Annotated in this window: 21 protein-coding genes; 5 read left to right on the top strand and 16 right to left on the bottom strand. The window is 35.2% G+C overall.

Annotation, left to right across the window (positions count from 1 at the left end; all coding sequences use genetic code 11):
- Nucleotides 1-59: 59 nt before the first annotated feature.
- Both ABH961_RS27425 and ABH961_RS27430 read right to left on the bottom strand, forming a co-directional pair.
- Nucleotides 60-167, bottom strand: a complete 108-nt coding sequence (locus tag ABH961_RS27425) for a DUF3948 family protein (protein ID WP_000664237.1) — start codon at nucleotides 165-167, stop codon at nucleotides 60-62.
- Nucleotides 168-208: 41 nt separating this feature from the next.
- Nucleotides 209-316: a DUF3948 family protein gene (locus ABH961_RS27430; RefSeq protein ID WP_000664237.1), complete on the bottom strand. Its 108-nt coding sequence runs from the start codon at nucleotides 314-316 to the stop codon at nucleotides 209-211.
- A 518-nt stretch (nucleotides 317-834) separates the two neighbouring features.
- Between ABH961_RS27430 and ABH961_RS27435 the strand changes: the two genes are divergently transcribed.
- A complete protein-coding gene (locus ABH961_RS27435; protein WP_141520062.1) occupies nucleotides 835-1707 on the top strand; it encodes a Cof-type HAD-IIB family hydrolase in 873 nt (290 codons plus the stop codon).
- A 37-nt stretch (nucleotides 1708-1744) separates the two neighbouring features.
- Here the strand turns inward: ABH961_RS27435 and ABH961_RS27440 are convergent, their stop codons facing one another.
- The 6 genes from ABH961_RS27440 to ABH961_RS27465 all read right to left on the bottom strand — a co-directional run bounded on the left by ABH961_RS27440 (nucleotide 1745) and on the right by ABH961_RS27465 (nucleotide 9371).
- Nucleotides 1745-2710: an ABC transporter ATP-binding protein gene (locus ABH961_RS27440; RefSeq protein WP_001294493.1), complete on the bottom strand. Its 966-nt coding sequence runs from the start codon at nucleotides 2708-2710 to the stop codon at nucleotides 1745-1747.
- Nucleotides 2707-3687, bottom strand: a complete 981-nt coding sequence (locus ABH961_RS27445; RefSeq protein WP_000030797.1) for an ABC transporter ATP-binding protein — start codon at nucleotides 3685-3687, stop codon at nucleotides 2707-2709. Before ABH961_RS27445 ends, ABH961_RS27440 begins: the two co-directional genes overlap by 4 nt.
- A 10-nt stretch (nucleotides 3688-3697) precedes the next feature.
- Nucleotides 3698-4621 carry an oligopeptide ABC transporter permease gene (gene opp4C / locus ABH961_RS27450; RefSeq protein WP_098079950.1) on the bottom strand — a complete coding sequence of 308 codons (924 nt, stop codon included), beginning with the start codon at nucleotides 4619-4621 and terminating at the stop codon, nucleotides 3698-3700.
- A 12-nt stretch (nucleotides 4622-4633) separates the two neighbouring features.
- Nucleotides 4634-5590, bottom strand: a complete 957-nt coding sequence (locus tag ABH961_RS27455; RefSeq protein WP_048542900.1) for an ABC transporter permease — start codon at nucleotides 5588-5590, stop codon at nucleotides 4634-4636.
- Between the two features lie 108 nt (nucleotides 5591-5698).
- Nucleotides 5699-7426, bottom strand: a complete 1728-nt coding sequence (locus tag ABH961_RS27460) for an ABC transporter substrate-binding protein (protein ID WP_141520061.1) — start codon at nucleotides 7424-7426, stop codon at nucleotides 5699-5701.
- A gap of 244 nt (nucleotides 7427-7670) precedes the next feature.
- On the bottom strand, nucleotides 7671-9371 hold the full coding sequence (locus ABH961_RS27465) for an ABC transporter substrate-binding protein (RefSeq protein WP_098079948.1): 1701 nt from the start codon (nucleotides 9369-9371) through the stop codon (nucleotides 7671-7673).
- A gap of 237 nt (nucleotides 9372-9608) precedes the next feature.
- Here ABH961_RS27465 and ABH961_RS27470 point away from each other — a divergent pair, with 237 nt between their 5' ends.
- Entirely contained in the window at nucleotides 9609-9806 is a 198-nt protein-coding gene (locus ABH961_RS27470; RefSeq protein WP_141497539.1) for a hypothetical protein, read from the top strand.
- A gap of 11 nt (nucleotides 9807-9817) precedes the next feature.
- Here the strand turns inward: ABH961_RS27470 and ABH961_RS27475 are convergent, their stop codons facing one another.
- From ABH961_RS27475 to ABH961_RS27505, 7 genes are all read right to left on the bottom strand, one after another.
- Nucleotides 9818-10963, bottom strand: a complete 1146-nt coding sequence (locus tag ABH961_RS27475) for an ABC transporter permease (RefSeq protein ID WP_098048794.1) — start codon at nucleotides 10961-10963, stop codon at nucleotides 9818-9820.
- Between the two features lie 12 nt (nucleotides 10964-10975).
- Entirely contained in the window at nucleotides 10976-12172 is a 1197-nt protein-coding gene (locus ABH961_RS27480) for an ABC transporter permease (RefSeq protein ID WP_098079946.1), read from the bottom strand.
- Between the two features lie 15 nt (nucleotides 12173-12187).
- Nucleotides 12188-13120 carry an ABC transporter ATP-binding protein gene (locus ABH961_RS27485; protein WP_000960158.1) on the bottom strand — a complete coding sequence of 311 codons (933 nt, stop codon included), beginning with the start codon at nucleotides 13118-13120 and terminating at the stop codon, nucleotides 12188-12190.
- Nucleotides 13121-13258: 138 nt separating this feature from the next.
- On the bottom strand, nucleotides 13259-13915 hold the full coding sequence (locus ABH961_RS27490) for a response regulator (protein WP_098079944.1): 657 nt from the start codon (nucleotides 13913-13915) through the stop codon (nucleotides 13259-13261).
- Nucleotides 13912-15105: a sensor histidine kinase gene (locus ABH961_RS27495; protein ID WP_098079942.1), complete on the bottom strand. Its 1194-nt coding sequence runs from the start codon at nucleotides 15103-15105 to the stop codon at nucleotides 13912-13914. The genes ABH961_RS27490 and ABH961_RS27495 overlap by 4 nt, the downstream gene beginning before the upstream one ends.
- 149 nt (nucleotides 15106-15254) lie before the next feature.
- Nucleotides 15255-17135, bottom strand: a complete 1881-nt coding sequence (gene abc-f, locus ABH961_RS27500; RefSeq protein ID WP_098079940.1) for a ribosomal protection-like ABC-F family protein — start codon at nucleotides 17133-17135, stop codon at nucleotides 15255-15257.
- Between the two features lie 124 nt (nucleotides 17136-17259).
- Nucleotides 17260-17394, bottom strand: coding sequence for an RAxF-45 family protein (locus ABH961_RS27505; RefSeq protein WP_046956655.1), 135 nt, complete (start codon nucleotides 17392-17394; stop codon nucleotides 17260-17262).
- Between the two features lie 421 nt (nucleotides 17395-17815).
- Here ABH961_RS27505 and ABH961_RS27510 point away from each other — a divergent pair, with 421 nt between their 5' ends.
- Both ABH961_RS27510 and ABH961_RS27515 read left to right on the top strand, forming a co-directional pair.
- The gene (locus ABH961_RS27510) at nucleotides 17816-17944 is read left to right on the top strand and encodes a hypothetical protein (protein WP_002006681.1); all 129 of its coding nucleotides are present in this window, start codon (nucleotides 17816-17818) and stop codon (nucleotides 17942-17944) included.
- Nucleotides 17945-18078: 134 nt separating this feature from the next.
- Entirely contained in the window at nucleotides 18079-18873 is a 795-nt protein-coding gene (locus ABH961_RS27515; RefSeq protein WP_255258500.1) for a DUF4931 domain-containing protein, read from the top strand.
- Between the two features lie 11 nt (nucleotides 18874-18884).
- Here the strand turns inward: ABH961_RS27515 and ABH961_RS27520 are convergent, their stop codons facing one another.
- On the bottom strand, nucleotides 18885-19418 hold the full coding sequence (locus ABH961_RS27520) for a transglycosylase SLT domain-containing protein (protein ID WP_048542991.1): 534 nt from the start codon (nucleotides 19416-19418) through the stop codon (nucleotides 18885-18887).
- A 250-nt stretch (nucleotides 19419-19668) separates the two neighbouring features.
- Between ABH961_RS27520 and ABH961_RS27525 the strand changes: the two genes are divergently transcribed.
- Nucleotides 19669-21318 (top strand): DUF2334 domain-containing protein, encoded by a 1650-nt coding sequence (locus ABH961_RS27525; RefSeq protein WP_098079938.1) that lies wholly within the window; start codon nucleotides 19669-19671, stop codon nucleotides 21316-21318.
- Nucleotides 21319-21327: the final 9 nt, after the last annotated feature.

Below are 21327 nucleotides of genomic sequence, written 5' to 3' on the forward strand. Positions count from 1 at the left end.
TAATACTTGCTCTTTCATTTTGCATTCTCCTCTCTTTTTCTTTTATTACAAAACTTCTATTATACTAATACGCTTGATAGAAATACGATTAATGCCGTTAATACTACTGCTCCACTTGCTGATCCTACGAAGTCACCTTTTGTTACTTGTAATACTTGCTCTTTCATTTTGCATTCTCCTCTCTTTTTCTTTTATTACAAAACTTCTATTATACTAATACGCTTGATAGAAATACGATTAATGCTGTTAATACTACTGCTCCACTTGCTGATCCTACGAAGTCACCTTTTGTTACTTGTAATACTTGCTCTTTCATTTTATGTATCCTCCTTTTTAATAAGTTATCTATATGTAATTTCTAAGAAATGTTTATTTCATAGTTTTTATGTTAGCGTTACATTAAAGTTATTAACGTAACGTTTGTAACACTAATGTAACATAACTATTGTTACGTTGCAATATAATTACGTAAATTTTATTACACTTTTTTTACGTTTTTTTATAAACACCCTTAAAAACCCTGTTTTAATGCACTTTCTACTAACTCTATGTTTGTAATGTTATTGTAATATTACAGTCATATAACGAAATATACCCATACTCTCTCCTACTTTTGTTACAAATTAAAGTACATATTGGAATAAATACGTTGGAATCTATCAAATTTTCACTAACGATTTATTCAAGATAAAGTGAAAATTTAATCAGCCCTCACCAATCGAACTTTTATGGGCAGCCCGACCATTAAAACGGGATAAAATACAACCTTTCCAAGATAAGTTTATATGTTTCCTCTATATAACTATGTATAATAAAAGCAAAGAGGTGGTCATTTTGAAATTAATCGCATTAGATATGGATGGTACACTACTATCATCTAATCTTGAAATATCCAAAGAGAACTTACAAGCTATCCAAGCTGCAAAAGAGGCTGGTCATATAGTCATGATCTGTTCCGGTCGTGCAAAAGAGGATGCTTTAAAATTATTGGAAGAATATAAATTATCTCTTCCAGTTGGAGCGAGCAATGGGGCAATTGTTTATGTGGATGGAAAAGTAATTAACTCGCGTTGTTTACAAAATGATACAGTATACAAGCTTGCAAAATTACTAGAATCTGAAGGTTTTCCTTATAAGCTATATACGAATAAAGGAGTTTATTCTCCATATACATGGCAAGATCAAGTTATGCAAGCTTTCGAGGAGAACAAGCACGCATTAGATGTTACACTTGAGGAACTTGAAAGAATTACAGAAAAACAAAAAAAATCAAACTTAATTACTGATTTCCAAAAAATCGAAGATGTTGTAAATAATCCAGAATTAGAAATATCTAAATTCTTCATTTTGACATTTAATGCAGCGCATCGTGCACAGCTATTAAGCATGTTACAAGAAGACACTGATATTTCAGTTACGGCATCAGCTCCTACTAATGTAGAAATTATGGATAAGCATGGTCATAAAGGGAACGGTCTACAAGAAATGGCTACTTATTTCAATATACCAATTGAAGATACTATTGCGATCGGGGACAACTTTAATGATGTGCCAATGTTACAAGTAGCTGGCTTATCAGTTGCAATGGGAAATGCTGAAGAAGATGTAAAAAAACTATGTGATGTCGTAACATTAACAAATAATGAGCATGGTGTTGCTCACGCAATCGAGAAATTTGTATTGAAACAAACTTCATCTAGTAAATAAAAAAAGGACTCTTTCAATTTGAAAGGGTCCTTTTCTTTTATACATGATGACAAGCAACAAAATGCTCTTCACCAACATTACGGAATTCTGGTACCGTTTGTTTACAAATATCTGTTGCAAACGGGCAACGTGTATGAAAGCGACAACCCGAAGGTGGATTTGCTGGACTTGGAATATCACCCTCTAGTATAATCCGCTCTCGCTTCACTGTTGGATCTGGTATTGGCACAGCTGATAACAATGCTTTTGTATACGGATGCAGTGGGTTCGTAAATAACTCATCACGCGGCGCTGTTTCCACAATCGTTCCTAAATACATAATTCCAATTTTCGTACATAAGTGCTCTACTACGCTTAAATCATGAGAAATGAACAAATAAGATAGTCCCTTTTTCTCCTGTAACTCACTAAATAAATTAATGATCTGTGCTTGAATAGATACATCTAGTGCTGCCACAGGTTCGTCAGCTACTATAAATTCCGGATTTAATACCATAGCTCTTGCGATAACGATACGCTGACGTTGTCCACCAGAAAACTCATGAGGATACCGGTCAATATGATATGGGGCTAAGCCACATAACTCTAATACTTCTGTCACTTTTTCACGAACATTTTCTTTCGTCGCTAGTCCGTGAGCCAACATTGGTTCACCAAGTGCCTCTCCAATTCTCATTCTCGGATTTAATGAGCTAAATGGATCTTGAAACACGAGTTGCATATTAGGACGATGTTTTCTCAATTCCTCTTTTGATAGAGAATGAACATCGTGTCCTTTAAACTTCACTTCTCCCTCCGTTTTTTGAACGAGACGTAAAATTGTTTTTCCTATCGTCGTTTTTCCGCTTCCTGATTCACCAACGAGACCGAACACTTCGCCTTTATTAATAGTAAAACTTACTCCATCAACTGCTTTCACATGTCCAATCGTTCTACTAAATATGCCGCCTTTAATTGGGAAATATGTTTTTAAGTTTTTTACTTCTAATAATGGTTCACTCATTGTCCCGCACGCTCCTCATATAACCAGCAAGCTACTTTATGATTCTCATCATGTACATTCAGATTTGGCGCTTCTTCTTTACATATTTCCATACAATGCTCACAACGACCGCTAAAGTAGCAAAATTCATCCAAACCGACTAAATTAGGAACCTGCCCTGGAATAGAGTACAGTTTATCTATTCGTTTTCCCATCACTGGTTTTGATTTCAACAAACCTTTCGTATACGGGTGTTTCGGATTTTGGAATATTTCTAGTACTGGCGCTTCTTCAATCACTTTCCCGCCATACATAACGACAACGTAATCCGCCATTTCTGCTACAACGCCTAAATCATGTGTAATTAATAAAATAGATGTTTTAAATTCCTCTTTTACTTGCCTTAATAAGTCCAATATTTGTGCTTGAATCGTAACATCAAGAGCCGTTGTCGGTTCATCCGCAATTAATAACTTCGGATTACAACTAAGTGCAACAGCAATCATAATACGTTGTAGCATACCACCGCTCAGTTCATGTGGATAAGAATGGACAATTTCATCCGCACGAGCTATACCGACTTTACGAATTAACTCAATTGCCTTCTTATACGCCTCATTTTTACTAAGCAGTTCATGCTCCCTTAACGTCTCTACAATTTGTTCTCCTACAGTGAAGACCGGATTTAGCGATGTCATCGGTTCTTGGAAAATCATCGCAATATCATTGCCTCGTAAACTACGAAGCTCTTTCTCTTTCATTCCTAAAAGACTTTTTCCTTCATATAAGATATCTCCACCTACTACACTGCCTGATTCAGCAATAAGTCCCATAATAGATAAAGCTGTTACACTTTTCCCGCAACCCGATTCGCCTACAACACAAACCGTTTCACCTTCTCGAACTGTAAAACTAACATGATTCACAGCCTTTACTGTTCCTTCTTCTGTCTGAAAGTGTGTTTGTAAGTCTTTCAGCTCTACTACCGCTTTACTCATACCTTCTCACCTACCGTCTCATCTTTGGATCTAACGCATCACGAAGTGCATCACCAAGTAAATTAATTGATACAACTGTTATAAAGATTGCGAAACCAGGCGGAATCCATAACCACGGCCGCTTTTGGAAATCAATTAATGAGTTAGCTGCGCTAATCATATTCCCCCATGATGGTGTAGGTGGGACGACGCCGAGACCTAAGTAACTTAGCGCGGATTCACTCAAAATTGAACCTGCAACACCCAAAGTTGCTACAACAATAAGCAACGGAAAGACGTTAGGAATTAAATGATGAATAATTTTCCGAGAATCCTTTAATCCTAATACATCTGCTGCTTGCATAAAGGCTTGCTCTCGCAATGTTAAAATTTGTCCTCTCACAAGCCGGGCAAGTCCTGGCCATCCTACTAAACTTAAAATAATCATTACAACATATAAACGGTATTCCGATGGTAATTTCCATTCTGATAAAATTGCTCCCATTATAATAAGTAGCGGTAATCCCGGGATGGACATTAACACATCCGCAACACGCATAATTAAATGATCTACAACCCCTCGATAAAAACCAGCAATTGCTCCTAATAAAGCTCCTAGTATAACGGATAATAGCATCGACGCTAAACCAATTGTTAATGAAATACGACCTGCTTGCATAAGTCTAGTTAAAATATCCCGTCCCAACTGGTCTGTTCCAAGCCAATGTGACAGGCTGGGTGGTTTATTAATTTGTGTTACTTGTACTTTCCCATCAGCATACGGCGAAAAGATTGGACCGATAAAACTAAATAAAAACATAAATATTAAAACGTATAAGCCACACAGTGCCATCTTATTTTTCTTAATTTTTTTATACGCTTGACGCCATGGTGATGATTCATTTCTCTTTTTTTGTTCTTTCTTTTTCTCTATTATTGGTGTAATAGTCTCCATATCTTTCCCCCCTTACTTCAATCGAATTCTTGGATCAACAAACGCATATACAATATCAGCTAAGAAATTAGCCATAATTGTTAAACAAGAAAGAAACATTGTAAAGGCCATTAATACCGTATAATCACGGAAGTTTAATGCTTCTAATTGAATACTCCCAATCCCTGGCCAATTAAAAATCTGTTCAATAATAATCGCTCCTGAAAATAAACCAGGTAATTCAAAAGCAAGTAATGTAATTGCTGGCAAAATTGCATTTTTCAATGCATGTTTATAAATAACGGTTCTTTCTTTTAAACCTTTTGCACGAGCAGTACGAATATAATCTTGCCTAACAACATCCAACATGCTAGTTCTAAAATATCGTGTTAATGACCCTACACCAAGAAGCGTTAAAATAAATACAGGTAGAATCATATGACGTAATACTTCTAATATGTATGCTATTCCTGTTGAGTTACTTCCAATATCAATCATGCCACCAATAGGTAATAACTTTAAATCAACTGCTAATAATTTAATTAAAAATAATCCGATAAAGAATGATGGAAATGACATTGCTGCAAAGACACCGATTGTTACCAATCTATCAAACCAAGAGTGCTGCTTTGTTGCAGAAATAACCCCAATAATAAGAGCAATAATCCAAGTGAAAAATAAAGCTGCAACAGCAACGATAAATGTATTCCAAATAAATTTATTAAGTAATGAAGTTACAGGTTCTTGATACTGTAGAGAAAATCCAAAATCACCATGCAAAGCATTCACTAACCAATGAAAATACCTTTCAATAATTGGTTTGTTTAAGCCATACAATTCCCTTAACTCTTGAGCTCTCTCTGGTGTTAACTTAGGATTTGAATCAATATAATCCCCCGGCAAAAGTGCAAATAAGAAAAAAATAATAATAGATGTACCAAACAATGTAGGGATCATTTGAAGGAACCTACGAACGATATATGTTTTCACCTTTTGTCTCCCCAATCCTATTTACTTAAAAATAGAAGAACATTTTTTCAAAACAGCTACTATCCCATCGCTGTATGAAAAAACGCCTTCTATTATTTAGGTCAACCCTTATTGTTCAATAGATAACACTGGTAAGTTGGAACTAATGCTATCGTACTTTTCTGGATCAATTCCTTTTATACGTGCATTATGAGCATAAAGTAGTTTACGATAGTTTAATAAAATAACTGGTGGATCATCACTTAACTCTTTATACAGTTCTTTATAAATTGCTTTACGTTTTTCAATATCTGTCGTCCCTATACCTTTTACAATCAAGTCATCTACTTTCGGGTTGTTATAACCCGTATCACTTTTTGGATTAGTTGATAAGTAATCACTTACAACTTCACTTGGATCACTAATTCCTGGTGTTGAAACTGCCGCTAAATCGTAGTCACCTTTTCCTACTTTTGAAAGCATCGTATTAAAGTCCATCAACTCTGGATTTAATTCAACACCGATTTCTTTGTAACTTTCTTTTGCAATTGGAATAAAGATATCATTTGTTTTACCTGTATTTGATGCGTAGTATGTTAATTTTAGTTTTTGACCATCTTTTTCACGAACCCCGTCAGAACCTACTTTCCAACCAGCCTCATCCAATAATTTTTTAGCCTTTTCTACGTCGTGTGGATATTTATTAATACCTTCTTCTGTATATGCCCATGAAACTGGCGCAATTGGTACGTTAGCAACAGATCCATATCCTTGTAAAGCTGTATCCACATACTTCTTACGGTCTAATCCATAAGTAAGTGCTTGACGCACCTTCTTATCCTTCAAATACGATTTCTTATTATTTACATAGATATAAGCAATATCACTTGATGATTCAAGATTAATATTTGCAAACTCTAATCCTTTTAATTGGTCTATATTTTCAGGGTTCGCTCTAAATCCACTATAGTCCAGTTCACCTGTTTGGAATAATTGGAATCCAGTATCACCTGATGTGATTTTGTAAATAAAGTTTTTGATTTTTGGTTTACCTGCATAATAATTTTCATTAGCAACAAAGCGTACTTCTTGACCTGGAACATATTTTTCAAATTTATATGGACCCGCTGCAATTGGTTGCCCATATAATGCTTTTAAATAGTCTAAACTTGTATTTTGTTTATAATCTTTTCCATAATAAGCTTTTGATAGCACTGGACCACCTAAATTAGTTAGCGCCTGTGAATTAACTTTTTCAGTTGTAATTTTAATTGTCTGTGGATCAACAACTTGAATTCCTTCAATAGAAGTTGCTTTTCCTTCTTTATATTCTTTTCCACCTTTAACAGCATACTGTGCAATATCCATTCCACCTTCATACGCTTTATCATGAAGTAGTGTTAATGTAAATGCTACGTCCTCCGCCGTTAAAGGCGAACCATCACTAAATTTTAGATTTTTACGTAAATGGAATGTATATGTTAACTGGTCAGCAGAAATATCCCATTTTTCTGCAAGATCCGGAATAGGTTTACTTTGTTTGTCTGTTGTTACTAATGACGCAAAAATAACAGACGTTACATTTCCATCCCAACCATTATCTTGAAAATACGGAAGGAAAACTCCCCCTGGCTTAGAAATGGCTGTAATAAAAGTATCTTTTCGCTGATTTGCTTTCTCTGGACTTTTCTTTTTATCTGTAGCTGGAATTGATTCAATCTTAGCGTCTTTTAAATCCTGCTTTTTTACCGGTTCTGTAGAAGCCGTATCTTCCTGTCCCCCACAAGCAGATAACACAAGCAAACTACTCAATAATACTGAAAATACACCAGCCCATTTTTTTGTCTTTTTCTTCATTGTCCCCACCCTAACTTTTTTAATAATTAAACCTTATGAACTGCTTGCCTTATGTATGCCTCCCACAGCAATATTTTATAGCCAATCGGAAAAGTCGGTTTTATTCGTAAGAAAATAGATGTTTTTGAGGGGTAACAATCCTATTCCGACCTTTCCGGTAGACTTTATGGTTATTAGCTTATATCTTCCGTTATATTTTGTCAATTCTTTCTAAATAAATATTTTTAGAATTTTTTCAAAATTATCATTCTATCTTTAATTTAGGTAAACTTAATAAAATACCGTTATAGTTATCTTCTTGTAATCCTTGAATTCGTGCATTATGTGCAGACACCACTTTGCTATTATTCAAGAAGATTACAGGCGGGTCTTCACTTAATTCTTGATATAACTTTTTATAAATTTCTTTTCGCTTTTCAATATCCAACGTTTCTAATGCTTGCTTAGCTAATTCATCTACTTTCGGATTATAATATCCATCATAATTTCGTTTACTTGTTGAAACAAACTCTTCAATCGTTCCGCTCGGATCATCAATCATTGGCGTAGATACCATCGCTAAATCATAATCACCTTTTATCACTTTTGAAATCATCGTATTAAAGTCCATATATTCTGGGTTAAACTCTACACCCAACTTTTTATAATCTTCTTTCATCACAGGAATCATTACATCATTTATTTTACTTGCTGATGAGGCAAAATAACTTACTTTCAATTTTTGTCCATCTTTTTCACGAATTCCATCCGAACCCGCTTTCCATCCAGCCTCATCCAGTAATTTCTTCGCCTTCTCTAAATTATACTCATATTTATTAATGCCCTCTTCTGTATACGCCCATGAAACTGGCGTAATCGGTACATTAACGAGTGACGCATATCCTTGGAAATACGTATCAATAACCTTTTGACGCTCTAATCCGTAAATAAATGCTTGGCGGACACGTTTATCTTTAAAGTATGGCTTCTTATAATTCATTTTAATGTAGCCATAAGAGCTTCCCGTATACACATTAATATTAGCAAAACCTAAATCTTTTAATTGCTCAATGGTCTCCACGTTTGTCGTAAAACCATCATAATCTACTTCTCCTGCTTGAAATTGTTGTAACTTCGTATCACCCTTTGTAATTTTATAAATAAAGTGCTCAATCTTCGGTTTTCCTTCAAAATAATTTTCATTTGCTACAAATCGAACCTCTTGACCAGGAATATATTTATCCAATTTATAAGCTCCTGCTCCCACCGGCTTTCCATATAACTCTTTTAAGTACTCCAAGTGTCCTTGTTTATACTCTCTCCCATAATAAGCTTTAGATATAACTTCTCCACCGATTAATGATAATGTTTGAGCATTTACCTTTTCAGTCGTAATCGTAATTGTTTTCGGATCAATGATTTGAATTCCTTCAATAGAGGTTGCCTTTCCTTCTTTATAAGCTTGCCCACCTTTTATTGCTGTTTGGCTTATATCAGTCGCACCACTATAAGTTGGATCATGTAATAACGTTAATGTAAATGCTACATCATCTACAGTTAACGGTGAACCATCACTAAACTTTAAATCATCCTTCAAATGGAATGTATATGTAAGCTGATCCTCCGAAATCTCCCACTTTTTCGCTAATATTGGAATTGGCTTTCCTTCCTTATCCAGCCCAACAAGGGGCGCAAAGATAGCTTGCGTTATATTACCATCCCATCCATTCTCCATAAAGTGCGGAAGGAATATCCCTCCAGGACTCGGCATTCCAACTACAAAAGTATCTTTTCTTTCATTTACTTTTGTAGGACTTTTTGCTTTGTCGCTCGCCTTAATAAATTCATCTTTTACTTTTGGTACGTTCCCGGCTTCATTTGTACTTGCTTCCTCATGACCACATCCGGCTAGTAATACTGACACACTAAGAAATGTAGCAAGTGCTCCTTTAAAAACATTTTTCATTGCACTCTCACCTTTACCTTCCTAATTTTTAAAGATGTAGGAACATAGGCCTCCTTTCTGTAACTATCTTTATTTTTCCTATAAAAATAGTATGAATTAATTTCAAGATTATTCCTTTCCTTTAAACATGTCAATCACTCTCTTTTATTTCTTATTACAAAATTAAAAATTCACTTCTATTCGTTCCATATGAAACATAGACTACTAATAACCAATTACCAAAAAGGGGGCGAAAACATGGACAACCTATTCCAATACGTCCTGCACTACGTGTTATTAACCATTATGATAGTCGGGGCGCTATTACTATTCCCATTCTTCCCAAAGTTCGTCCTCTTTTTATCTTTTTTTATTATGCTCGGGATCGCTATTATCATTTCAACAAAAGAAGATACCACACAAAAAGAAAACAGAGTTCAGCGTGTAAAGCTGTAACTCTGTTTTTTTCAGTCGTAACGTATTCTTGTTAAACTAATTATGAAAAAGACCCCTGCAAATAAAATGAGTATACCAATATATCCTCCTATATCTGCCAATGTACCTCCCCTTACAATTAACTCCGTAAAGCCACGCATCGCCCAAGTTTGTGGAACAAAGTTTGCTACCGTTTGCATCCATGCTGGTTCAATTTCAATCGGCCAATAAAGACCACCAATCATGCATGTTGAAATCACAACGATATTCCCTAGCGCTGACTGTTGTTCTGTTGTTTTTACGATGCTTGCTAATAATAAGGCTAGACCAATGACAGCTAATAATAATACGGAAACGAGTATAATAACCCCTAATAAATTTCCCCACTGCACATCAAATAAGGAATACGTTGATATCATTAAAACACCGAATTGAATCCAACCTATTAAAAAGAACGATAGGATATACCCTGCTAATATTTGAACTTTTGAAACCGGCGTTCCTAATAAACGAGACCAAACACCAAGTTGTCTAGCTTTCAAAATAGTCCCCGTCGCACTTAACATAACAATCATAACGAATAGAATTGAAAAGCCTGCCGCTCGTCCTGTAACGTCATTTAACTTTTGATCATCATGTGAAATTGACTCTTTTTGAATCGAAACAGGTTCTACTTTTGTATAAATTTCTTTATACATTGTTTCCCACGAAGTGTTACTTTTCTTCTCTAAATCTCTCGCTGCGCTAACTTCTATCTCCATTTTTTTTAACGCGCTTGCCAATACTTGCTCTACAGAAGTTCCACCAGTAAAATCAGCACTGGCTTGAAACTGAATACTTTCTATCCTTCCATCTAGCATACTCTTTTGAAAGTCTTTCGGAATAATAACTATGCCGGATGATTTTTTGTTTTCAATCTTCTGTTTTCCTTCCTTATACGTTACCTTCTCTATAGAAATTAAGTCACTTTTCTTTATGTCCTCGTAATACTTGGTAGATAATGTAGAACCATCTTCATCTACTAAGCTAACATTTACTTTCGTATTCCCACTTCCACCTAAAAGTCCGCCGAAAATGAGTGTAAAAATAATAGGCATTCCAAACATGAGTATATAACTTTGTGGTTTTATTAAAATTTGTTTTAACTCTAGCCAACAAAGCGCCCAAACCTTCTTCATCATTTCCCCCTCCTATCTCGTACGTAAACGTAATGTTCCTATCATAACGGAGACAATTCCCGCACTACATAAACTAAAAATAACAGGGAGTAACACATCCCAAGGTGTTCCCGACATAATATTTAAGAAGCTCGTAAGTGCCCATTTATTCGGAGCAACATTCGCAATGGTTTGAAGTGTATCAGGGAATACGTAAATCGGTAACATCGATCCCCCTAATATAGCGAGTATTTGAATACCGATTCCTCCCATTACATCTGCCGTTTTTTCCTCACGAATAAAAGCTGCAATTAACATAGATAAACCAGAAACACAAATTGCATAAGACATTCCCACCACTACTATTTGGGACAAGTCTCCACCCCATTCCACTTGAAACATAAAGTGTGTAGCAACTATAAACATTCCTAATTGTATACAAGCAAATAATAATGTACCTAAAAACTTCCCGAATAAAATTGAAAATGAGCTCGTCGGTGTACTGAACAAACGCGCCAATGTTTCAGTTCGTTGCTCTGTTACAACTGACTTTGCACCTACTGTTATGTTATATAGTAAAAACATGACTAACATCGCTGCTGCATAATATTGCATCGCTGCAACTGTTTTTTTACCTATCGTTCCTTTTTCAATGTTATTTGCACCCGAAGTTGCTACTGTTTGTAAATCTCCACTCACTTCTTTTGCAACTTGTTCCACATTACTATGCTGAGACTTTGCTAATTCCGTCACAACACTTTTAGTAGATACCACAACTGTTTGAACACGCTCTGAAAAAGAACGGATCATTGATTCAGCGATTTTCGCTTGTATATCTTTTGATGGGTCTATAAAAACCTTTGGTTCTTTTAATTTTCCATCTTGTACTTGTTCGCTCCATTTATTTGGGATGACAATTCCCACATCGATTTTCTTTTCCTTTAACATACCTTCAAGCTCTTCCTGAGAATTAACTATCTTTACTTTCACACCATCTTTTAATTCTTTAGATTGCAATACGTCTTTTTGAAAGACATCTGCGAGCTCATCAGTTCCTTCTTGATAATAGCCAATCACTGTTTTTGGTAGTCCACCATTATCAAATATATTACTTAACGCTGAACCTAAAATCGCTGTTAATAAAAGCGGCATAATTAACATCATAATAAATCCACGCCGATCAATTAAACGTATTTTTAAATCTTTCCATGCAATAATAAAACTTTTCATCCCGCACTAACCTCCTTAATCACGAAGTGAACGTCCTGTTAATTGTAAAAAGAGTGCCTCTAAATTCGGTTCTTGCACTTCAAGCTTTAAAATCTGAGCGTTGTTCTCCACAACTACTGACACAACTGTACCAATGGAGTCGCCACCATTTAGTCCAATATCAATCGTACTATTATCTTCATCAAAAATAATTCGTTCAACAACAGATAGTGCTTTCAACTTTTGTAGCAATTCCGTACTATAACGATTTAATTGCAATCTCACTATAAACCCATCTGCCAGGCGATTACATAGCTCCCTTTTCGTTCCTAATGCAATTAACTTTCCATGATCAACAATTGCAATTCTTTCACATAAATACTCTACTTCTTCCATGTAATGACTCGTATAAATAACTGTCATCCCTTTTTCATTTAGCTTTTTAACAGTCTCTAAAATGTGGTTTCTCGATTGCGGATCAATCCCAACTGTCGGTTCATCCATAATTAATAACTCTGGCTCATGCATAAGTGCTGCACCAATATTAATACGCCTTTTCATTCCACCTGAAAATGTTTCAATTTTATCTTTTCCACGGTCTTGTAAACCGACGTAAGCTAATACTTCCTCCGCTCGCTCTTTTGCAACTTTTCCATTTAAACCGTACATCTTTCCCCAAAAAACCAAATTTTCCTTCGCTGAAAGTGTCGGATACAACGCAATATCTTGCGGAACAATACCAATTTTCTTTTTCGCCTCTAATGGATATTCTTTTACAGATTTCCCACCAACCTTGATATCACCACTATCGTATGGAATTAACCCGCAAATCATTGATATCGTCGTTGATTTTCCCGCTCCATTTGGACCAAGCAATCCAAATGTTTCACCTTTTTTCACTTCAAAAGAAACATTCTTTATGATTTCCTTCTTACCAAATGATTTCGTAATATGATCTATGACTAACATACTGATTCAGCCCCTTTGCATTCATTTACAATTTCATTGTAGAAAAATCCCTTCTCTTCTCCATCACCCTTGAGATAGAAATACAAAATAAAAAAGCAGCAAATTTTGCTGCTTTTTCACAATTATATATGCCAAAAGTCATGTGTACATCGTGATGCCATACCTTACTGCGTATATGGCTGCTTGCGTTCGATCTCTCAGTTCTAACTTACTAATTAAATTAGAAACATGATTCTTAACAGTTCCTTCTGTAATAAATAGCTTTTCCGCAATCTCTTTATTATTTAAACCAAGTCCAATTTCTCTTAAAACATCTACTTCCCGCTCAGTTAATTGCGCTAATTGTTCTGGTATGGTGCACTCTACTGCTACTTTTGTCTTTTTTAATTCTTTTATGATTTGCGCTGTTATATCCTGAGGAAGCACAGCCCCTCCACTATGCACCGTTAAAATTGCTTGAGCGATTGCATCTGTCTCCATGTCCTTCAATAAATAACCACTTGCTCCTTGCTCCAATGCTTCAAAAATAAGCTCACTATCACTAAAAGTCGTCAACATAAGAACCTTTATATGAGGGAACTGTTCTCTAACTAAACGTGTTCCTTCAACACCATTCATACGAGGCATCCGAATATCCATCAAAATAATTTCAGGATGTAGCTCTTTCACTTTTTGTATCACTTCGTCTCCATCAGTAGCTGTTCCCACTACTTCAAGTTCCGAACGTAAATTTAACAACATCGCTAAGCCATCACGAATGAGTGATTGATCATCAACAATCATAATCCGAATCATACAGTTCCCCCTATTATCCACTTTTTCTCCTGAAGTGGAAATTCAATCTTTAACTGAAAGCCTTTTTCTATCTCACTTTCAAATTGAATAGCTCCCCCATGTTCCTCTACACGTTCTTTCATATTAAGTAAACCAAAACCTGGGCTTACCTCGTTAACTCCCACGCCATTATCCAAAATGCATAGTTTAACTTGTCTCGTCGAACAAGTTAAACTCACTTCACATAAACTCGCTTTCCCATGCCGCTTTGCATTCGTTAAAGACTCTTGCATAACCCGGAGCAGTGTGGGTTGTAGTGACAACGGAATCAAAACCGGATCCCCTTGTAATTGAAAAGATACTTGTACTTTCGTCGCTTTAGAATATCCATGTAACATTTCACGCATATTCTCTATTATGTTCCCTAGTTTACCTTCTTCTTTTAAGGCGTGTACAGAAGCTCTCACCTCTTGAAGTGATTTTCTAGCTAGCCCATGACATGTATGTAAAACCTCTTCCGTAGTGTCCGATTTTTGTTTCCACAAAGCCTCTGCCAGTTGTAATTGAACAAGTAAGGCAGTCATATTATGACCAACTGTATCATGAATTTCTCGGGCAATATCATTCCGCTCCCGAACAGCAGTCAATTCTTCCACCTCTTTAGCATATAACCGTAATTGTTCATGCGCTTCTTTTAGAGCTGTATGAGATAATGCTAATTCCTCATATTGCTTATCTACCATTTTCCGAGCAGCTGTAAGTTTTTTTATTAAACTTCCAGCTAAAGCACTAAAAACGATGAACATGAAATTAATGGCATTACTCTCCAATTCTAAACTACCTGTATGTTGATACGCATGTAATATATTTATAAGCCAACAAAGAAAGAAAAAAGTAATAAAAAAGTACTTCATGCTTCTACGAAATTCATGAATAAATAGCCCTACTGCATCAATTCCAAATATAATTAAATATAAACATGTCTCGGGAAATAAAAAACCTAATAAAGCTGTGACTATCCCATTCGCTAATATTGTATAAAAAACAAGTTTTTTACCTCCATTCACTTTTACTAGCAAAATGTGATTCACAATATAAATAAAAAGTGCTGTACCCACAAAAAATTGCAAATGTGCTGTTTCACGTGAAACATGGTTTGCGTAAACAAAACAAATCATGACGATCGTAGCTATTCGCGCGTATCCTAACATAAAATTCTCCTCACGTTTTAATAACCTAAAATATGTCTCTTTATTGTAACAACAAGAAAATTATACCAATTACTTCTCTTTTCTTACACAAAAAGAGCAAGCCCTCCTCAAAATATGAGAAAACAACTTGCTCTTTCATTCTAATTTCTTTACTCCACAATATTCTCTAACTCATTATATAAATCCGCTCGTAACAACTCTTTCTTCGTTTTTTCTTCATACAATTGTTCAAACATTTCAACATCAACTACATGTTCCATCTTACACTCAAGCATATATATATCCTCTTCTACATGCATTAACTCCGTTTCAATATCCTCAACATTCCTAACTTCTTTCTTTTTTACAGGAGCTGTTGCCATACTTTTTCTTCCTTGGCGTTGCTGCTTTATTACTTGTTTCTCGAGCTTTTCTTCCCACTTTTGACGAGCCCATGCGTAGTTCCCTGCAAACTCAAATAATTTATGCTCATCAATCCAATACATCTTTTCAAATAACTTATTTAAAAAATAACGATCATGTGAAACAGCTAAAATCGTCCCATTATATTGCTCAAGAGCTTCCTCTAAAACTTCCCTTGATTCAATGTCGAGATGGTTTGTCGGCTCATCTAAAATCAAAAAATTGATATCTTGATACATAAGTTGCGCAAGTCTTAATCTCATTTTTTCTCCACCGCTCAGTTGCGTTACTTTCTTAAACACCGCTGGACCATAAAATAAAAACTTAGCTAATATATGTCTCGCTTCTCCCTCTGTTACAGCTACATATTCCCTGAAAGCCTCTAATACATTACTCTTCATATTTCCGTACGCATGCTGTGATAAATAACCGATTTTCACACTACTACCAATTCGAATTTCTCCAGCGTCTGGTTTTATTTCTTCTAATAATAACTTTAGTAGCGTTGTCTTTCCTGTACCATTACGGCCAACGATCGCCGCACGCTCTTGAAAACGAACATGTAAATTCGCTTCGTTAAATAAAGGATGGCCAGCAAACCCTTTACTCACTTCTTTCATTACAACAACATCTTTCCCACTTCTCTCTTGGCCTTCAAACTGAAGTCCCATTTGTTTTCGTTCTAAAATAGGTTTCTTTAGTTTCTCTATACGTTCCAGTGCACGTTCCATACTTCTCGCTCTCTTATGCAATCCTTCATTCGGAGGATTCGCCTGATTTGCCCATTCACGTAGTCGCTTAATTGCTTCTTTCATTTTCTTTATTTTCTTTTGCTGTTCTTGATAAGCCTGAAACTCCTGAAGTAACCGTTCTTCCTTTTCGTCAACAAACTGAGAATAGTTCGTATGATACACGTGAATCTCTCCATCTTCTAAATCAAAAATCTTCGTTACAACTTCATCAAGGAAATAGCGATCATGTGAAATGACCATAACCGTTCCATTGTATTCTTTTAAAAATTGCTCTAGCCACTCTACGGCAAATAAGTCTAAATGATTGGTTGGTTCATCTAATAGAAGTAAATCTGGTTTCTGCAATAGCATGTATGCAAGGCTTACTTTTGTTTGTTCCCCACCACTTAACTCCAGAAATGGTCGAGGGAATAATTCTGTCACCTGTAGACCATTTGCTACCTTCATCAAGTTCGCTTCTATTTCATAACCACCAAGAAACGCAAACTTTTCTTGGATTACTCCGTATCTCTCCATTAATTTTTGTAAAGCAGATGGTTCCCGTTCTTCCGCCATATTTTTTTCTAAAGCACGCATTTCTCTTTCTAATTCCTTTTCTGTTTTAAAAGCGGAACTCAATACATCATATACAGTCATACCCTCATCAAATTTCGGAATTTGTGCCACATGACCAATACGTGTACCTTTCTTCATATGAATGGCTCCTGCATCCAAACTTTCCATTCCAGTTAGAAGCTGAAAGATTGTTGTCTTCCCACTACCGTTACGACCAACTAATCCAACACGTTCACCATTCTTTATTTCAAGCGATATATTTTCAAATATGATGTTTCCACCAAAAGATTTCGTTACATTATTTACACTACAAATTGTCATTTTCCGTACTCCTTTCAATATAAAAAACCATGGGAAAGAAACATTCCCCATGGTTTTCGACATAGAAAAAGGAAGCCAAATAGCTCCCTTTTCACACGTTTATTAAAAATGGGTGAAGAGATTTCTATCGTTCAATAGCTACTATGCAATTGTTAAAAAAGGACAGACGTATCCCGTTAACAACTACATCATGAAAAATCGCACGACAAAAATAGATATAATCTAAAAATTTGGCACGTGCAGCTAAAGAACGTTTCATCTCATTCACCTCTTTCGTACGAAATTTAATACTTACTTCTTTATTATACTTTCCCATTTCATGTTTGAATAGTCATTTTTCTGAAAATAATGAAGATAGGCTAAACATTTCAATAAGTGACATCAAATCTTACAAAACTGTTATGTTCACGTAATGGAAAGCGATAGTACGAAAAGATGCCTCCCTATACAATAAAGATGTAAACAAGAGAGCCAAACAAAAGGAGGAAACGATCATGATGAAAGAAATCGTAAAAGCAATCTTTGAGGTATTAGTGAACGGACAAGCAGTTGTAAAAGAACTAAATGAACTATAAAAAGGAGTGAAGGAATATGATGAACATGGTAAAAATGATTTTACATGCTCTAGTTGATGCAAAAGCAGTTAGCCAAGAATTAAACCAACAATAAAAAAGGGGTAAATGAATATGAAGAAAGCCATTATTGTAATCGCAAGTACAGCAATTGCCTTATACACAATAAAAAATAGAAAAAAGAAACATAATAAAAATGATTTATATTATCCATACACATTATTAAAGAAAAAATAAAAGACAAGGTACCCTATTGTAATGAGGATATCTTGTCTTTTATTTTTCCTATTCCTTTTAAAGGATTTCCTTCTCCTTTTCCCGAATGTATTAAGCGGGATTTTTACACATATTTTAAAGGGGCATATATACAAATGGATACACAACAACTATACTTTTTAAACGATATTGGCAAACAAAAACCAGAAAGCATTCGGAATAGAAGCGCTGCATGTCCTTTTTGTGACAGAGAAAATTTAACGGATATTTTAGCAACTGAGGGCTCAATTATTTGGCTGAAAAACAAATTCCCTACATTAAAAGATACATTTCAAACGGTGCTAATCGAAACCGATAATTGTAAAGACCACATTGCGACATATACAGAAGAACATATGAGATCGCTAATTCGTTTCTCCATTAAACATTGGTTAGACTTACAGAAGAATGAAGAATTCACATCTGTGATTTTATACAAAAATCACGGTCCATTCTCAGGCGGGAGTTTGCATCATGCACACATGCAGATTATCGGAATGAAATATGTAGACTATCTCGGTAACGTAGAACAGGACAACTTCCGAGGAGTCATTGTACAAAAAAACGAACGCATTGAACTCAATATTTCAGATCGTCCTATTATCGGTTTTACTGAATTTAATATCATCATTGCAGATATTGGATACATAGATGAACTGGCAAATTATATTCAGCAAACTGTACGTTACATACTGACAGATTTCCATAAAGGATGTAGTAGTTATAACTTATTCTTCTATTACTTAAACGGAAAAATCATTTGTAAAGTTGTTCCTAGATTCGTCGTTTCACCATTATATGTAGGATATAAAATACCGCAAGTTTCTACAAAACTAAAAGACGTGAAAATACAACTCGTGCAGTACTTCACGAGCGAAAAAGATGCAATTATTCATAAAAAAACAGAGTAGGTATAGAAAACCTACTCTTTGATTACACCTTTATTTCGATAGTACACATCTTCTAATCCGATGTTATACTTCATGTTATTATCCGTCCACTCTGGCCCTAAATTTCCTGGCCATCCAGATGTATTTGCTACATATTTTAGTAATGCAAAATCAGTCAAACCTTTTTGCACCCCGCGCTTATATCCTTTCATTAAATGCGGCATTGCAATTTGCGCATTTGTGCGCGGATCTTTCAACTCTTCATCAGTTAAATGATCTGGTGCAAGCCCACCGCCACGGTGCAATTGAAACAGTCCGAATGAAGTTCCGTTATCTCCAATACTTCTTGGATTTAACCGGCTTTCATGTTCAGCAATTGTAAGAGGTATCCATTCTGGAAGATTGACTTTCTTTGCTTCCTCTATAATAATTTGTTTCATTTGTTTTGCTTCTTCTGAGTCAACATAGCTTGTCTCATTCACTAACTTGCCCATTCCTTCAGACTTTCCTTGGAAATATAAGTACACCCCAAGAACAACTAAAAATCCTACAAAGAATTTCTTCACTACCACTACCTCTTTCTCCGCTGAAATTTGTCCCCTTTCAGCCTTCCTCCCTTTACAATTACCCACATTCTATCATTCTCTTACCCTTTTATCATAGCAAATAACTATATATATTATCATCATGCTTTAGACCGATTTTGTGAAAAAACAGCTGGTAAATACGTGCAAAAATGTAACTTTCATAGACTACAACGTATTTTTTGTATATAATTGTAAATTGAAGTCTACATATAGAATAGGAGCAGACCAAATGAAAAAATGCATCATACTCTTGTTCAGCATTTTACTACTTATCCCTATCCACACCTCTGCACAAACATCATCAAAACCAAAAGTACTTGTTTTATACAGTACACAAGACGATAAAATTACAAATAATATTCAAATTCTTAATACCCAATTAGGACATTTTACAAACGATATAACTACGAAAAGTTTAAAAAAGGCTAATGAAATTACTAATTCATCTTCTTATACACATATTGTTTATATCGGTGAACAAAAAGAAGAGTTTCCTATTGAAACAAAGCAACTTCTAGAAAATTTCTCAGGCCCAATATTAGTTTTAGGACAAAATGTTGAACAATTATCTCATCGCTTTTCTTTCATTACCCTAAAGGCTGATGATATACGAGTTAATAAAATCGAATATCCAAGCCATAAGCTTAAAAACACTTTAGAAGAGGAACGATTGATTCAATCTTTTGATACAAATGGAACTGTTCTTGCTAACGCTGTAAGTTCAAATAGCAAGAACCCACTAATCGTTCAGCATGAAACATCTTATTACGTCGCAACGCCACACCTCTTTGACTGGATGTCTCATTACGTTGGTGAAATGTTATTTTCTTACTTTGGACAAAAGCCAACGACAAATAAAGTAGAGGCTTATTTGCGTCTTGAGGACGTTCATCCGGCCGCAGATATAAATCAATTAAAAGAAATTGCTGAATTACTAAAAGAGAAAAAGATTCCTTACATGATCACTGTTATTCCTGTATATAAAGATCCTGATACAGGTAAAACACTGCATTTAAAAGATAAACCCGAACTAGTCGATCTTTTACGCTCTATGCAAGATGATGGTGCAGCAATTATTATGCATGGTTATACGCATCAATTTTATGATAGTGAAACTGGGGAAGGTTTTGAATTTTGGGACGTAAAAACAGATCAACCAATTCGTCAACCGAAGCATGAAAAACCAAAAACAAAAGATGACTTCCCTAATATCGAAGCATATAATGCATATGTAAAAAAAGGGGAAGAGTTTGAAGAAAAGTATACGACCGATCATATTGAAAAAGGTATTCAAGAACTTGTAGATGCCAAACTATATCCTGTCGCATTTGAAGCACCTCATTACACGATGTCTCAAAAAGGATATGAAATATTATCAAGGTACTTTTCAACTTATGTAGGACAACTACAGTTAAGTGATACAACTTGGAAATCCATGCACTCACCATTCTATACAAGTACCCCATCATTTTTACACGGGATGAAATTAATGCCTGAAACAGTTGGCTTTATTGAAGAAGATAAGCCACATGCTATTGCAAAGATGAAGGAACGTGCTGTATCTATTGCTAAATTATCCGATGGAGTTATTGGTGCATTCTATCATCCTTACTTAGGTGTAAAACCATTAAAAGAAGTATTAAAGGATCTAGAAAGCATTCCAAATATAGAATGGATTGATTTACAAAAAGAAGCAAATGAAGTGAAAATGCAAGATATTCATATTACTACTAATAAAGACGGCATTCACGTTGAAAAACCAACAAGCGCAAGCTATGTAATGGATTATATAAAACAATATGGATTCTTCCTTATACTTGGTTTCTTCATCATTGTCTTTCTATTGTTATTAAGACGTGCGAAAAAATTAGAATCCTAAAAAAACCAC

The sequence above is a fragment of the Bacillus sp. RC251 genome, assembly GCF_044908765.1.
GTDB classification, from domain to species: domain Bacteria; phylum Bacillota; class Bacilli; order Bacillales; family Bacillaceae_G; genus Bacillus_A; species Bacillus_A wiedmannii.

What these genes read in the sequence shown, in the direction of transcription:
- ABH961_RS27460 (WP_141520061.1), bottom strand. Translation starts at nt 7,426, where the DNA reads ATGAAGAAAAAGACAAAAAAATGGGCTGGTGTATTTTCAGTATTATTG.
- ABH961_RS27445 (WP_000030797.1), bottom strand. Translation starts at nt 3,687, where the DNA reads ATGAGTAAAGCGGTAGTAGAGCTGAAAGACTTACAAACACACTTTCAG.
- ABH961_RS27470 (WP_141497539.1), top strand. Translation starts at nt 9,609, where the DNA reads ATGGACAACCTATTCCAATACGTCCTGCACTACGTGTTATTAACCATT.
- ABH961_RS27475 (WP_098048794.1), bottom strand. Translation starts at nt 10,963, where the DNA reads ATGAAGAAGGTTTGGGCGCTTTGTTGGCTAGAGTTAAAACAAATTTTA.
- ABH961_RS27425 (WP_000664237.1), bottom strand. Translation starts at nt 167, where the DNA reads ATGAAAGAGCAAGTATTACAAGTAACAAAAGGTGACTTCGTAGGATCA.
- ABH961_RS27480 (WP_098079946.1), bottom strand. Translation starts at nt 12,172, where the DNA reads ATGAAAAGTTTTATTATTGCATGGAAAGATTTAAAAATACGTTTAATT.
- abc-f (WP_098079940.1), bottom strand. Translation starts at nt 17,135, where the DNA reads ATGACAATTTGTAGTGTAAATAATGTAACGAAATCTTTTGGTGGAAAC.
- ABH961_RS27430 (WP_000664237.1), bottom strand. Translation starts at nt 316, where the DNA reads ATGAAAGAGCAAGTATTACAAGTAACAAAAGGTGACTTCGTAGGATCA.
- ABH961_RS27525 (WP_098079938.1), top strand. Translation starts at nt 19,669, where the DNA reads ATGAAAAAATGCATCATACTCTTGTTCAGCATTTTACTACTTATCCCT.
- ABH961_RS27490 (WP_098079944.1), bottom strand. Translation starts at nt 13,915, where the DNA reads ATGATTCGGATTATGATTGTTGATGATCAATCACTCATTCGTGATGGC.
- ABH961_RS27505 (WP_046956655.1), bottom strand. Translation starts at nt 17,394, where the DNA reads ATGAAACGTTCTTTAGCTGCACGTGCCAAATTTTTAGATTATATCTAT.
- opp4C (WP_098079950.1), bottom strand. Translation starts at nt 4,621, where the DNA reads ATGGAGACTATTACACCAATAATAGAGAAAAAGAAAGAACAAAAAAAG.
- ABH961_RS27495 (WP_098079942.1), bottom strand. Translation starts at nt 15,105, where the DNA reads ATGTTAGGATACGCGCGAATAGCTACGATCGTCATGATTTGTTTTGTT.
- ABH961_RS27465 (WP_098079948.1), bottom strand. Translation starts at nt 9,371, where the DNA reads ATGAAAAATGTTTTTAAAGGAGCACTTGCTACATTTCTTAGTGTGTCA.
- ABH961_RS27440 (WP_001294493.1), bottom strand. Translation starts at nt 2,710, where the DNA reads ATGAGTGAACCATTATTAGAAGTAAAAAACTTAAAAACATATTTCCCA.
- ABH961_RS27515 (WP_255258500.1), top strand. Translation starts at nt 18,079, where the DNA reads ATGGATACACAACAACTATACTTTTTAAACGATATTGGCAAACAAAAA.
- ABH961_RS27485 (WP_000960158.1), bottom strand. Translation starts at nt 13,120, where the DNA reads ATGTTAGTCATAGATCATATTACGAAATCATTTGGTAAGAAGGAAATC.
- ABH961_RS27510 (WP_002006681.1), top strand. Translation starts at nt 17,816, where the DNA reads ATGAATATGAAGAAAGCCATTATTGTAATCGCAAGTACAGCAATTGCC.